The 13386-nt window shown below is 65.0% G+C and carries 11 protein-coding genes; 1 reads left to right on the top strand and 10 read right to left on the bottom strand.

What is annotated here, in order from left to right; genetic code table 11:
• The first annotated feature begins 120 nt into the window (after positions 1–120).
• Entirely contained in the window at positions 121–1128 is a 1008-nt protein-coding gene (locus KA712_22630) for a hypothetical protein (protein ID MCG5055764.1), read from the top strand.
• Positions 1129–1161: 33 nt separating this feature from the next.
• On the opposite strand, the gene KA712_22625 is transcribed toward KA712_22630, so the two are convergent.
• The 10 genes from KA712_22625 to KA712_22580 form a co-directional block, all read right to left on the bottom strand.
• A complete protein-coding gene (locus KA712_22625; protein MCG5055763.1) occupies positions 1162–1764 on the bottom strand; it encodes a sulfotransferase in 603 nt (200 codons plus the stop codon).
• A 143-nt stretch (positions 1765–1907) separates the two neighbouring features.
• Positions 1908–2387, bottom strand: coding sequence for a hypothetical protein (locus KA712_22620; protein ID MCG5055762.1), 480 nt, complete (start codon positions 2385–2387; stop codon positions 1908–1910).
• Positions 2388–2426: 39 nt separating this feature from the next.
• Entirely contained in the window at positions 2427–3611 is a 1185-nt protein-coding gene (locus KA712_22615; protein MCG5055761.1) for a glutathione-dependent formaldehyde dehydrogenase, read from the bottom strand.
• Positions 3608–4312 (bottom strand): DUF2892 domain-containing protein, encoded by a 705-nt coding sequence (locus KA712_22610; GenBank protein MCG5055760.1) that lies wholly within the window; start codon positions 4310–4312, stop codon positions 3608–3610. The genes KA712_22615 and KA712_22610 overlap by 4 nt, the downstream gene beginning before the upstream one ends.
• A gap of 34 nt (positions 4313–4346) precedes the next feature.
• Entirely contained in the window at positions 4347–5402 is a 1056-nt protein-coding gene (locus KA712_22605; GenBank protein ID MCG5055759.1) for an SDR family NAD(P)-dependent oxidoreductase, read from the bottom strand.
• A gap of 98 nt (positions 5403–5500) precedes the next feature.
• Positions 5501–6283 carry a hypothetical protein gene (locus tag KA712_22600; GenBank protein ID MCG5055758.1) on the bottom strand — a complete coding sequence of 261 codons (783 nt, stop codon included), beginning with the start codon at positions 6281–6283 and terminating at the stop codon, positions 5501–5503.
• Positions 6284–6311: 28 nt separating this feature from the next.
• On the bottom strand, positions 6312–6614 hold the full coding sequence (locus KA712_22595; GenBank protein MCG5055757.1) for a hypothetical protein: 303 nt from the start codon (positions 6612–6614) through the stop codon (positions 6312–6314).
• A 28-nt stretch (positions 6615–6642) separates the two neighbouring features.
• Positions 6643–8577: an alkaline phosphatase family protein gene (locus KA712_22590; protein MCG5055756.1), complete on the bottom strand. Its 1935-nt coding sequence runs from the start codon at positions 8575–8577 to the stop codon at positions 6643–6645.
• A 22-nt stretch (positions 8578–8599) separates the two neighbouring features.
• A complete protein-coding gene (locus tag KA712_22585; protein MCG5055755.1) occupies positions 8600–10774 on the bottom strand; it encodes an alkaline phosphatase family protein in 2175 nt (724 codons plus the stop codon).
• A 10-nt stretch (positions 10775–10784) separates the two neighbouring features.
• Positions 10785–13082 carry a sulfatase-like hydrolase/transferase gene (locus KA712_22580; protein MCG5055754.1) on the bottom strand — a complete coding sequence of 766 codons (2298 nt, stop codon included), beginning with the start codon at positions 13080–13082 and terminating at the stop codon, positions 10785–10787.
• Positions 13083–13386: the final 304 nt, after the last annotated feature.

Raw genomic sequence — 13386 nt, 5'->3', positions numbered from 1 at the left:
CGACGCTGTGCGGTTGTGGGCAGATTGCCAGAGCCGTGCTGCAGCGGCGCTACACATATTTCCAAAACCTTCTGTCTCTAAATCGTTGACACGTTCCGGCCCCAATACGATTCTTTCGGAGTGCCGGCGCCCCTCCTCCTCAGCTTCGAGCTGTCTTTTCCCTGGTCCAGCACGGCTCGGGTCGCAGCAAGCCCGTTGGTCGAGAGGATCGAGCCGGCTCCGGGCACAGTCGCAGCGCTCGGTACACCCGCGCCCGCCCCGCCATCCGATTGCCCCGCGGCCAATGAGGACGTTGCCTCGAAGATTGCAGGGATTGACGACCTCAAAACCCAGGGACGAAGGCCCGTGATCGTGGAAATGAAGGACGAGGGTCTGCTGCCTGCTCCCCTCGCTTGTCCCGAAGGCGGTGGCTGCGGAAGCAGCGTTGCAAGGCAGTGGGAGCGCACGATCTTGAACACCCGCCACGTCACGTGCGTCAAGCGATGGCTCGACGCCTCCTCGAACGTGTCGACGTTGAACGTGGCGTACGTGTCTCAACGTGGGGACGTTTCGGCGCCTGGACTGCCGCCGACCGGCCAAGCCGCGGCGACGTTGAAGGCCTTCGGCGTCGGACTCACCTGGGACGAGGCCGTCTCGATTGCCGCGCATCCTTATGTGAAGCGCGTCTGGACGTCTCCGGACCTGCAGTTTGAACCCGAAGGGAAAGCTGGTTGTCCTCCCGACGTTTCCAAGCCCATTCCGACGAAAAGCTGCTCGTCGATGACCGAGGACGTCGAGGGGAAGATCAGCGACTCCGCCCGAGCGACGTTTGCGGCGTACGCGGGGGTCGCAAAGGCCTTGGTGAGCGTGAAGGGTGGCGCGAAAGTTTGCCCCCTTCCCAACTGTCCGGAGCCTTGCGTTGAGTCGACACGCATCAAAGAGCGTTGGACGCAGGAGAATTTGGCGGCGCAGCGGTGTGTGCGCGAGGCCATCGCCACGATGGGTGGCGCAGCGAGCACCGATACATTCTGGCTTGTGAATGCGTTCGAGGCTTATCTAACCTGGCCTCAGATTCAGCTGCTTGCCGCGCATCCGGACGTCTCGCGGATTGAACCTGCCAGCGGCGGCACGCGACCGGAGGCGCCGTAGGTCTGCACGACCAGCGCGAAGGCGCGGACGCCTTCACACCCGGTTTCGGTAGAGCGACGGCTCGACGGCGCTGGCCATCTTTTCGGCGCTCACGGGCACATCCAAAAAGCGGGCGAGGCGGAGGGACTGCGCGAGAGGTTCGGTCATGACGCGCGTGTAGTTGAGATAGAGCACCTCCACGTGCGGCGCTTGCCGCAGCCAGCGCTCGGTCTCGTCGAGGTGCTGGATGAAGAGCTCCTTCATCTCTTGGTCCTGCGACGGGTTGTCCTCCCCCCGATGCGCCAGCATCTTCTTTTGCGAGGCGAGCACCTCGTCGAGATGGCGGCGCATGAACACCACCTTGTACCGGTGCGACGGTGGCAGGTCGGGGAGCAGCTGTGAGATCACCTTCACCACGTGTCCCTCGGCGCCTTGCACCCAGCTGCTGTCGGCCTTGAGCCGCTTGACGCGCTCGAGCTCGTAGTAACCACGGGGGTTGTCGACATCGGCGGCCCGTTCGCCATCGGTGAGCACGGGCAGCCCCCCGAGCTCCAACATCCGCATCATCAGCGAAGTGCCTGAGCGCGGAAGCCCGGACACGACGAACACGGGAAGGGTTTCAGGAGGGGGCGGAGCGGCGGTGTCGGCGAGGGGCATGGGGAGGGGGGAGGTTCCGGTGAGCTGCAGTGCGCAAGAGGTGTAGCGGTGGCTCCTCATGGTTAGCAGATATCCCCGGGAGAGTCCGAGGACCGCGGGGGTTCGACGAACGCCTTCCGCTTTCCTCGCCGCCGCCTTGGCCCCTAGCGCCGGGGGGCCCCGTGCTCGTCAGAGGTGCGCTCGGGCCCCGGCGCGCCGTGCGCCACCACCTCGTCGGCTTGCTTGCGCGCTTCGTCCAGGTCTTCCCGGCTCACGTCTTCGTCGTTTTCGGCCCGCAAGCGGTCGCCCCGTCCCGCCGCATGATGGCCCAGCTCGTCTTCGCGCCGGTGCCGCTCGTCCGCCTGCCGCTTCGCCGTGGCCGTAGGGCCCACGTCGCTGCCGCCCGAGGCGGGCAGACTCTCTTCTATTTCCGGGTCACGGTCCACCGCGTGCGCGTCCGGGCTGGCTTCCCGCTTGTGTTCGTGCGGGCCCACCAGCCCCTCGTGGGGACGCCCCCCGTGCCGTCCACTTTCGTCGAGCCTCGCCTCGAACGCGTCCTGAAAGTCGCTGTCGGCAGGCGTGCTGTTGCTGCGGGGCCTTCCCGCCCGCTGTTGCTGCCCCTGTTTGCCTCGTCCGCTCGTCATGTTGCTCTTTCCTTTCCGCCTCTCCGCCCTTCCGACCCCTCACGCCGCGCCTGGTGTCATCACGACCTTGATGCACTTGTCGCGCTTGTGGACGAAGGTTTCGTAGGCTTTGGGCGCGCTTTCCAAGGGAACGCGGTGGGTGATCACGAAAGATGGGTCCACTGTGCCGCGCTCGATCACGTCCAACAACCCCCGCATGTAGCGGTGAACGTGCGTTTGTCCCATCTTCAGCGTGAGCCCCTTTCCAAACGCCGCCCCCAGCGGGAACTTGTCGATGAGGCCTCCGTACACCCCCGGAATCGATACCGTGCCGCCCTTTCGGCAGGCCATGATCGCAAGGCGCAGCGCCGCCGCACGGTCCGTCTCGAGCCGCAGCGTTTGCTTGACGCGGTCGTAAGTGCCTCCGTCGATCTGCGAGCTCCCGTGAGCCTCGAGCCCCACCGCGTCGATGCACGCGTCGGGGCCGCGGCCGCCCGTGAGATCCCGCAACTGTTCCAGCACCCCTTCGCTTTGCAGATTGATCACCTCTGCCCGGCCCGCGGTTTGCGCCATCTCCAGACGTTCAGGAACGTCATCGATCGCGATCACCCGTTCTGCCCCCAGCAGCCAGGCGCTCTGAATGGCGAACTGGCCCACCGGGCCACAGCCGAACACCGCGACGATCTGACCCGGCTTGATGTTGCAGTTCTCGGCCGCCATGTACCCCGTGGGGAAGATGTCGGACAGGAAGAGCACCTTGTCATCGTCGAGGTCGCTTTCGATCCGCAGGCATCCCACGTCGGCGAAAGGCACGCGCACGTACTCGGCTTGGCCGCCAGCATAGCCACCCATCATGTGGGAGTAACCGAACAAACCCGCGGCCGGTTGGCCGTAGACTTTGTCGGTGACCCACGCGTTGGGGTTCGAGTTGTCACATAGGGACCATAAATCGGTTTTGCAGAAGAAGCATTGCCCACAAGCGATGTTGAACGGCACCACCACGCGATCACCTAGCGAGAGGTTCCGCACGTCCGGCCCCATGTCCACCACGTGGCCCATGAACTCGTGACCCAGAATGTCGCCCTTTTCCATCGTGGGCATGTATCCGTCGTACAGGTGAAGATCCGAGCCGCAGATCGCCGTACGCGTCACCTCCAGGATGACGTCTCGGGAGTCCACCAGCTCCGGGTCGTTCACCGTTTCCACCTGAACATTGCGCTTTCCGCGCCACACGACCGCTTTCATGGATTCACCTCCTCGAATACGGGTGGCGTCGCCACCGGCGGATACGGATCTCTTGGCGTGAGGGCCTGCCCACGGCGTCGTGCGGTGGAAGGCGCGCCCGTTTCGATGATTTGCTTGATGCGACGAAGCTCCTGTCCCAGCTTCACGTCCACGGACTGACGCAGCAGCGGCCGCGCCACGGCAGAGATCCAGCTCTTGCTCGGCACGGTTCGCAACTGGACGTGGATTTCAGTGCCACGGTCTCCCGGTGCCGGCGTGAAGCGTACGCTGCCGCTGCGACGTGGATAGCCGTTTTCGTGCCGCCAGCTGATGAGGCCCGAAAGTTCGTCCTCGGCAATGACCGCATCGGCTTGCCGCAAGAGCGACAGCTCGGCCGAGCCGCTGGTCTCGGGCCCCGTGACAAGGTCGAGCCATGCGCTCCGGGCGTCTTCCTGCGCACAGCCAACGGTCACCGCGCGCCTGAGCGTGAAGCCCTCACTTCGGGCCTGCGGGCTCGTGTCGAGTCCAAAGCGGGAAAACACCGGACAGTGGCCCGTAGCTCCCCTCACACCAAGGAAGCCCCCGCCGCCAAGCATGATCAGACGTGCGAGTCCGCTCCGACGGAGCCCTGACCACGCCAACACTGCGCCCAGCGCCACGCTGACGCTGCGCTCAGCCGTGCCGACGTTCTTCGCACGTGAGCCCCTTTTTCTTCGTTCCATGTCCTGTCTCCTGACGTGAATGGGTGATCGGTCCTCAGGAACTCCGTTGCGGGTCCTGGTTCATCATGCCTATGGCTTGGTCTGCGTTCGCGGTGAGCACCGATCCGCGCGCCTCCGCCTGCCGGTGTGCCTCCGTTTGTCCGCCCGGCACGGCAACGTCGGCGCCCGGCGCTCCTGAGGGGCCCGGGAGCAGACGGTTGCCTAAGGCCAGGGCAGCGGCCGTGAAGCCGGGCGCCAGGCCCTGCATGAGCTCCGCCATCCGCGCGGGCCACCCTATGGCCACGTGAAAATCACCGAAGCGAACGGCCTCGATCACCCTGCGGGCCGCTTTGTCGGCGGCAAGCGAAATGCCTGGCGTGGCATCGGCTGTCGCGAACCACGCGTATTCCTTTTCCTGCTGACCCTTGAACAGCGCCTTGACGTGTGAGCCGGTGCGCATGAGTCCCGGCACGACGGTCGTCACGCGAATGCCTCGGGTGACGAGCTCCGCACGCAATCCATCGGAAAGCCCGATCAGGGCCGACTTGCTGCTCGCATAAGGCAGAAGGTGCGGTACGCCCACGGCGCCGCCCACGGAGGAGATGTTCGCGATGCGGCCGAGCCCCCGTTTGCTCATGTGGGGGATGACGGCTCTCATGGTGTGAAGAGGTCCCCAGAAGTGCACGGCGAAGGCGTTTTCGTAGTCCTCCACGGCCATCTGTTCCCACGGGCCCACTTGAATCACACCTGCGACGTTGAGAAGAACGTCGATCCGTCCGTGGCTCTCGGCCACGAAACGAATGGCCTCGTCGACTTGGGCACGATCCGTCACGTCACAGACGAGACCCAGGGGGATGGTCCGCGGGTTCCGCTCCTCGAGCTCGTTCGTGGCGCGATCGAGTTCGCTGCGATCCCGCGCCAGCAGCGTCACGTCAGCGCCCTCGTCGACGAGTTGGCGTGCAATGGCGAGACCCAAGCCGCGCGAGCCGCCGGCGATCACCACGGAGCGCCCGGCGAAGTCAAGCCGCCGCCGTGCCCTCTTGATCCGAGATAGAGCTATGCCTGCACCCCCTAAAAGGAGCAAAGCCTTCGTCATTCCGTCGAGCGTCATCCATTCCCCTCGGGCAAAGGGGGTGCAAGCGCGCGGCCAATGCTGCCGTGTTCCGACGGGGCTACGCGCTCACCGTTGGTTGCGGCGTCGCGCAGGCGCTAAAGAGCCACGCCGAGCGGCTTACGAAGGGCGAGGGCGGCGACTGTCGCCCCTACCATCCAGTACATCCACCAGGGCATGCGCAGCCAGGTATCCGTGCGGTCCGGGTGGATCAGACTGAGCTTTTCGATGGCCCCCGCAGGAAGGCCGGGCTCGAGGGACTGCTCGAAAAGCGCAGCGAAACCCCGCCCGCGCGTGTCACTGACCGGCGTACCCCGGGCCGCGACCAAACGCTTGGAGAGCGTTTCGCCGCCCGCCCGCAGTTGCAGATCGTAGACGCCCGGGCGCTGAACCTCGAGGCGGAAATAGACCCGGGCGAGGTGAGGAACGCCCACCGGGCCTGCGGTCAGGCGCACGCCTTGGGGAAGGTTTAGCGCAAGGTCGGCCGGTGCCCGTCCCTCTGCATAGTCCACCCGCAGCACCAAGGGGGCTCCGAGTGCAACAGGGGCCTTTCCGTAACGGCCTTCCAAGTGCAGGTAGTAGAGCCCCATGGGCACTGCGGCGAGCACGAAGGCTGGCAGCATGGCCGCGACGTAGACGAAGCTCCACACGACCAAGCGGCCCTGGGCCTTGATGAGACGGCCGGGATCGTTGAGGAACAGGCGCGTCTCGTAGACCGCGGACGTCATGCGGTTGCGTGCGCGATCCACGAAGCGCTGGGGCGTGGTGGTGCGCACCAGGAGCAGCAACACGACGCCCGTGATGACGGCGAGCAGGGTGAGGGCGAGCGCCTCGGGCAAAGCGTCGAACGGATACAGGCTCAACTCGATCAGGCGACGCACGGCAGATCCTGCTGGCAAGCGGAGGGGGTCAATCGATGTAGCCCAAACCACGGAGCCGGGCTTCGAGTTCCTCGGGGCTGGACGCCGATTCCTCGTAGGCGCGAAGCCCACGCACGAGCAAATGCTCGACGGCCTCGTCGATTGACGAGTAACCCTGTTCGTCCACGAGGTAGGCCAATTGCTGCTTCACGGAACCGGCGGGCGCCTCGTAGGCCTTGAGGCCGCGGGTGATGAAGTGGTCGGCGGCGGTCTCGGGGGTGCCCAGATCGTGCTTCTGAGCGACGTCGGCGATGCGGGTCTTGAGGGCTTTGGGAATCTTGTAGTCGGCCATGTCTCTCCTCGTCGTAGGGGGTGCCCGTTCAGTGCGGCGCGGCCCAGAGATCCTGGCCCGCCATGCCTGCAGGTGGCGTAATGCCGAAGTACCGCAGGATCGTCGGAGCCAGGTCGACCAGCCCGGGCTGCGCGGCCAGCGGTGTGCGGCTGCTGAAGATGACGCCGGGCACGTGCGCCGGATCGATGCAGTGGTCGCCGCTCCACTTGCCCGTGTTGCGTTCAATCTCTTCGCTCGTCAGCATGCCAGTGGCAGATTCGTCGCTGCTGCGGTACCCGCGGTTGTAGCCCACGAGCAGATCGGGCGCCAAGCGGCCAAACTCACCGGGCGGCGGGGTCGCGGTCTTCGTCACGACCCGCTGCCCCGTCTCGTCGTGACGCCAGGCCAAAAGCTCGCGGGAGAGGCGGGCGAGGAGCTGATCGCGCTCGAGGGCAGGCACCACGCCACGGGGTTCGCGACCGGCAAGGTTCAAAAAAACCTGGTTGAGGCCCAACGCATAGACCTGCGTATTGTCCCAGTCGATGTGTCCAAGCGGCCCAGGACCGGGCTTGTCCGCCAGCGCGAGGTACCCATGGTGCGCAAGCCAGGTATTGAGATGCACCTTGTGCCGGTAAGACGTAAAGCCGTGGTCGGACATGACGATGACGGGCGTCTCGGGGCCCACCCGGTCCAACACGCGGCCGATGGCGGCGTCGACTTTTTCGTAGATCTCGGGGATCACATGGGCGTGGCGGGCGTCCTCAGCTGAGGCATCGGGTTCGAGCGATCGCCAAAACATGTGGGAAATGAGGTCGATCGAGGACACGTAGAAAAAGTAGAGGCCCCCGTTGAAGTCACCCAGCGTGCGCTCGAGCAAGCGCATGCGCTCGTCGAACACACCCAGCGCCTGGGCCACGTATTCTTCGTCCGTCAGAACGCCTGCCGACAGGGCCTTGGTGTCCTCCGCCATGCCTTGAGTGAAGAAGCGCCCCACCTCGGCCGCCAGCTTCTCGACGTAAGCCGGTGGTGACGAAACGGGCATCGCCGGATGCAAAGGGTCGAGATTTATGGGGCTCACGTACACGAGCAGATTGGGGCGTGCGCTTTTGAGGAAAAGACGCACCATCCCGTGAAGGTCACCGGCCAGGACCCCTGGCGAAAATGCAACGGGCACCCAGCCGCTCCACTCTCCCTGCGCGAGCACCACGTCGGTGCCTCCCACGGTCACCACGGCGTTCGTGCCGTCGACCGCCACGCTCACGGGCACTTGCATGGGCTTGCCACTGTTCGAAAAGGGGCTGGGGGGGCCATCGAGCTGACTACGCCAGACGCCCGCGCCGTCCTTGTGGGCGACCTGGGCAATGCCTCCCTTGACCTCATTCGGTTTGAAGTCACTGCCGGAGGTGATGACCTGGAACGTGCCGTAGGTGCCGAGCAGATCGGGCGTTCCCATGTCGGACGAAGACACGGCGTCCTCGGTTGGAGCCGGAGGGAAGTTTGCGGGGATCTTGTGCACGAAGGCCGGCACCTGGTGTTGCTCGAGCAGTTGCCAAAAGGCATCCCCGTGGCGGAGCAGCTTCATCTCGGGCGCATCGAGCGGCAACACGAAAGAGCCGAGCGCGAGCACGGTGGGCTCGTCGGCCCGCGATGTGGAGAGGTAAGGGCCCATTGCCTCCACGTCACGGTGCACGAAATCGAAGATGCCGTGTCCCTCCGTGTGCATGCCGGTAATGAAGCTCGACCAGGCCACCGGGCTTTGCGGAGGGTTGGTGGTGGCGAGCGACGTGAACGTCCCGCGCTTGGCCAAGCGCTCGAGATGAGGCAAGCGCCCTCGGGCCATGTACTGGCGCACGAGGTTGGGATCCATGCCATCGATGCCGAGTACGACGAGCTTTTTGTCGTGAGGGCGTCCTTCGAGGACCACGGGCTTACGACAGCCCGAGCCCATCAGCACGACGCTCAGCAGGCCAAGGCCCAAACCCACGAGGACTGGGCGTCGCAGAAGCTCACTGGGCGGGCACAAGGCTTTTTCCATCCATGTAGCGAGGGGCTGGGATGCCGAAAAGATCGAGCAGCGTCGGTGCCAGGTCGGAAATGGCAGGTTCGTGATCGGCAGGCAAGAGCTTGTGGTTGCAGATGAACACACCGGGCACCAGCTCGGGATCGATGCAGTGGTCGCCGCTCCAGGCCTTGGTGTTGTCGTCGAAGATCGTGGCGTTCACCACGCCGCGCACACCTTCCCAGGAGGCGCGCCATCCAGCCGCATAACCGATGACCAGATCGGGTGCGTCCTCGGCGTAGGGCCCCTTGTAGATTTTGTGTGACGGGTAGGCCTCACGGATCGCCACCTGCCCGAGATCGCCATCCACCAGGCCCGTGAGCTTGCGCGCGATTTCTTCGGCCAGCAGCGGGGCGGCCGCGGCTTCGACCTGGCCCTGAGCCTCACGGCCCACGACGTTCAAAAAGATGCCGCCCAGCCCGAGGGCGAAGGCGCGAGTGCGCTCCCAGTCCACGTGGCGGAACCATTCACCTGATGTGGCGTGCCCCTCCTTGAGCGCCAGGTAGCCATTGGCGAGCAACCAGGAGTTCAGGTTCACACCGCGCCGGAACGTCTTGAAACCATGATCGGAGATCACGGCAACCAGGTTGCGCGGATCATCGATGCTGACGTCAGTGAGCACGCGTCCCACCATTTCGTCGAGGCGCGCATAGGTGTCCTCGATGACCTTGGCGTAGCGCTCCCGATCCGCGCTGCTGCTCTGGTCGTTGGCCATGGCCGGGTGACCTTCGTCCAGGTAGCGCATGAACATGTGCGAGATGCGATCGGAACCGTCGAACACGCAGGTGATGAGGCCTCGGGGTGTCCGCGCGAGCATCTCGAAGAACTGAGCCTCGCGCTCGGCATGATTGGCCCATGCCTGTTCGAGGAACGCGTCTTCGTCGAGGACCTGTTCGTTGAGTGCCCAGGTGTCTTCGGCCAGCCCCAACGTCGCGTAGCGTCCGTAGAGCTTGGCCAGAAAGGTTGCGAAGAACTTCGGATGCGAAATGGGCATCACCGGGTTTTCGGGATCGATGTTGAGCGGCGTGACATACAGGCGGAACCGATCCTTGACCTCCAGCAAACGGAAGCGGCAGATGCCTCGAAGCTTCGGCCCCACGATCCCAAGCGGCCCTGTGAGGAGCGGGAAGGTCAGCGGTACCCACTCCGAAAACTTCCCGACCTCGAGAAGGTGTTTTATTCCGCAGATGCGCAGTGTGGCGCGGCTTCTGCCCCGCTCGAGCGCCACGGAGAAGGGGAGGGCCAGCTTTCGACCGTCTTTCAGGAAGGGGTTGGCGGGCCCCTCGAGGTTGGCATGCACCCGTTCCCCGGCTTCCACCTTCACGGAGACACGTTTACCCCCAATGGCGTCGCCCACATCCCCGCAATCGGTAAAGTAGCTGAACGTACCCTGCGTGCCTTCGAGGTCGGGCACGCACATCGCCGAAAGAAGCGTGCCCTCGAACGACTCGGGCGGAAAGGTGATGGGCACGCGCAAGATCGAGCAAGGAACCTGGTACTGGCCCAGGATCTTCCAAAACGGTTTGCTCTTGCGCAGCAGGCGGATCTGCGGCGGCCCGATGGGGATCCGATAGCGGCCCAGGCTGAGGTGCCGCTTGGGGCCCTTCACTTCGGCCGAAGACAGGTCCGGCAGATAGGTGTTGGGGTCGCGCACGAGGAAATCGTAGATACCGTGTTTCGCTGGGTTCACGCCTGTGGCAAACGAGCTCCAGGCCACGGGCGACATGGCGGGGAAGGTGGTGCGGAGTTTCGAGAACGCGCCTTTGGCCGCCAGCCGCTTCATGTGGGGCAAGCGCCCGGCGTCCATGAACCGCTGCACCAGCTCCGGGTCCAGACCGTCGAGTCCGATGAGCACCACCCTCTTCACGCGCGCGGGCCTGGGGGGGCGTTTGCGGGAGACGAGGCGGTATACGTAACGCAGAGGCCAGAGCAGCAGGCCGAAGATGGCCAGGACCAGGCTCACCACGAAGGCGAGCGCGGTGGTCGCGATCGCGATCCCTGCCCCCGGCCCCACGTAGGCTTCGGCGGGGCCGGCGATGAGCAGGGCGCCCAGGGCCGCGCAGGTGGCCAGCCACGGGCGGAGCCGAGGCGCGGGGTGAAGGGCAGCTGTCACGAGGGGCATGAGTCTTCGTTTACTCTCCGAAATACCCGAGCGCTTCCAATTGTCGACGCATTTCGGGATCGATGTTGGCGCGACCGGCCGTGAAGCGCTGGCGCGTGGCCGCGTCATCGAGCCGCTGTCGCTTGCGCGGGTTGGCTGCCGCTTCGCCCATGTGCACCTCCGTCAGGCGCAGCGCGATGGGGTGTTCCTTCGAGACGTCCTTCGTCTCGCCAGGGTCGTTGGCCAGGTCGTAAAGCTCGCGCAGGCTGCCGGTGCTGCGAATCAGTTTCCAATCGCCAACACGCAGCGCGCGCTTGGCTTCCTGGAATTCGGCCACGGCGTAGAGCGGCCATTGCACCGGTTCACCCCGCAGCGCAGGAAGCAGCGACATGCCATCGGCTCCCTTCATGGGTGACAGCCCCATGGCGTCGACCAAGGTGGGAACCAGGTCCACGTGCTCGACGACATCCTGGAACTGGCCCGCCTTGAACAGCGCCGGGTGGTGCATCAACAAGGGCGCGCGCAGCAGCTCCTCATAGAGGCTATGCCCATGCCCCCAGCGCCCGTGATCGCCGATCTCCTCGCCGTGATCGTTCGTGATCACGAAGAGGGTGTCCGAAAGGCGGCCCTTGTCTTCGAGGGCCTTGAGAAAGTTGCCCAGCATCGTGTCGTGGTACGTGACCTCCGCCTGGTACTGAGCCCGCACCCACCGGCGATCCTCGTCGGTAAACTTGTCGGGCGTCTTCGAAAGCGCGATTTGCTCTTCAGCCTCGATGCTGGGGCCCAGCTTGCCCTTGTAGGCTTCCGCGAAATACGGCTTCGTGTAGGTCTCGTCGGTGCGGTAAGGCACGTGCGGGTCGATGGTTTGGATGTAGAGAAAGGTTCGCTCCTCCGGCTTGCGCTCTTCGAGCCATGCCAGCGCATCCTTGAAAACGTTCTCGGCGTCGGTCTTGCGGCCCTCTCGGATGTAGTTCCGAAACATGTCCCAGCCCTTGTCGAAGCCGAACTTGTCGCTGACGTACCCATTGGCGACGAAACCGGCGGTGGTGAAGCCTTCGGACTTGAACTTTTGAGAGGCCATCTCCAGGCCTTCGGGCAAACTGGCGCTGTCGGATTTGGTGTCGTGGGTGACGGGGTAGACGCCGGTCAGCGAGGTGGCCACGGAGGGCTTCGTCCAGTTCTCGTTGTCGTAGGCCTTGGTGAACACCAGGCTCTTGGCGGCAAGGCCGTCGTAGGCGGGGGTTGAGACGCCGTTGTTTGGATTGAACGCGTCGAACACGTCGGCCCGTTGCGTGTCGATGAGCAAAAAGACCACGTTTTTCGGGGGCGTGGGTGCTTCGAGCGCCAGGGGTTCGGCCAGGTCCTCCGGTCTCACCATCAGCTCGGGTTCGCCCCATCCCGTGACGCCCTGGGCGCCCGTCGTTGCGAGCTCGAGGCGAATGGCCTTGCCCGCGTAAGCGGACAGGTCGACCTCGGCCTCGTTCCAGCTGCTGGTGGCTTTGCCGGCCCAAAGCTCGGCCGGCACTGCGCCATCGGTCGCCACCCGCACCATGAATGTGGTGTCGACGGTGGAACCATAGTCGAACACCAGGCGCGCGCCCTTGGGAGGTTGAACGTAGAACCCGTAGGTCCGGGAGGACGGCGCCACCAGGGCCCGTTTGGGAGACTGACCCACCTTGATGGGCATCACGCGAGGGACGGCCAGTGGGGCCTTCGCCGTCGCGTCAACCGGAAGGTGAAGCCAGTTCACCTCTGCGCGGACGTCTCCTGGCTGTTTGAACAGGAGCCGTAGGCTGTGGCGCCCCGCCTCGACCGGCGATGAGAAAGGGAAAACAACCGCGGCGAAGTCACTGCCCACGTCCGCCGAGGCAATGGCCTTTCCGTCGAGGTACAGCGTGACCTTCTGGCCTGGAACGTCACTGCGGGCCTGCACCACCAAAGACGTTGCGGGCCTCATGAGTTCGACGTCGAGCGCCGTGTTTGACGCCAGGGCCCGGCCAAACGTCGCGCCGTCACGGCTCCCGTTGTCTCCCCAGCCCGTGCCCCAGCCGCCGCGCGTGTACTTGTGCTGCTCGGCCGTTCCCATGTCGACAAAGAGGCCGTCCACGTCGAGCTCCGCACGGGGCGCCTCCGCCAGCAAGGGTCTCACCGTGCGCAGCTTTGGGCGCACGGACACCCGCTGAGGCGCCGGTGGGGCGGTGTTGTCCGCGGAGGCCGTGGGGGCCGGTGCCCCCGGCTCGGTGGTCGTCTTGCTCGACTTGCACGCTGCCAGCGCCAGGGCGCACAGGGCCACGCGCAGCATGGTGGATCGTGAGGTTGGCTTGAACATGAAAGAGCTCGCGTATCGAGAAGAAGAGGAAGCACCGTGAGGGCGCCTTTGGGGGCGCGCCTCCACACCGGAGACGTCGACCGCGCGGTTGCGCCCCGCATGTCGCGGGAACTGAGTCAACCTTGACGGGGCAACGACGAAGGATCCGCTGCACTCTAGGCAGTCGGTCGACGCCAGTCAAACGAGCGGCCGTTCGCTGTGGATAAGTTGTGGATCGTAGCGCGTGAGCCCTGGATCGGACTTCAAATTTGACACTTTCGGGGTGGGGCAGGGATGATTCGCGCACATGGTTCCACCGTCTCCC

Source organism: Myxococcales bacterium, assembly GCA_022184915.1.
Lineage (GTDB): Bacteria > Myxococcota_A > Polyangia > Fen-1088 > Fen-1088 > JAGTJU01.
This window is presented reverse-complemented; position numbering and strand designations above follow the sequence as displayed.

Excerpts from the sequence above, each read along its gene's own strand:
- KA712_22580 (MCG5055754.1), bottom strand. The coding sequence starts at position 13,082 with ATGTTCAAGCCAACCTCACGATCCACCATGCTGCGCGTGGCCCTGTGC.
- KA712_22615 (MCG5055761.1), bottom strand. The coding sequence starts at position 3,611 with ATGAAAGCGGTCGTGTGGCGCGGAAAGCGCAATGTTCAGGTGGAAACG.
- KA712_22610 (MCG5055760.1), bottom strand. The coding sequence starts at position 4,312 with ATGGAACGAAGAAAAAGGGGCTCACGTGCGAAGAACGTCGGCACGGCT.
- KA712_22605 (MCG5055759.1), bottom strand. The coding sequence starts at position 5,402 with ATGACGCTCGACGGAATGACGAAGGCTTTGCTCCTTTTAGGGGGTGCA.
- KA712_22625 (MCG5055763.1), bottom strand. The coding sequence starts at position 1,764 with ATGCCCCTCGCCGACACCGCCGCTCCGCCCCCTCCTGAAACCCTTCCC.
- KA712_22585 (MCG5055755.1), bottom strand. The coding sequence starts at position 10,774 with ATGCCCCTCGTGACAGCTGCCCTTCACCCCGCGCCTCGGCTCCGCCCG.
- KA712_22595 (MCG5055757.1), bottom strand. The coding sequence starts at position 6,614 with ATGGCCGACTACAAGATTCCCAAAGCCCTCAAGACCCGCATCGCCGAC.
- KA712_22620 (MCG5055762.1), bottom strand. The coding sequence starts at position 2,387 with ATGACGAGCGGACGAGGCAAACAGGGGCAGCAACAGCGGGCGGGAAGG.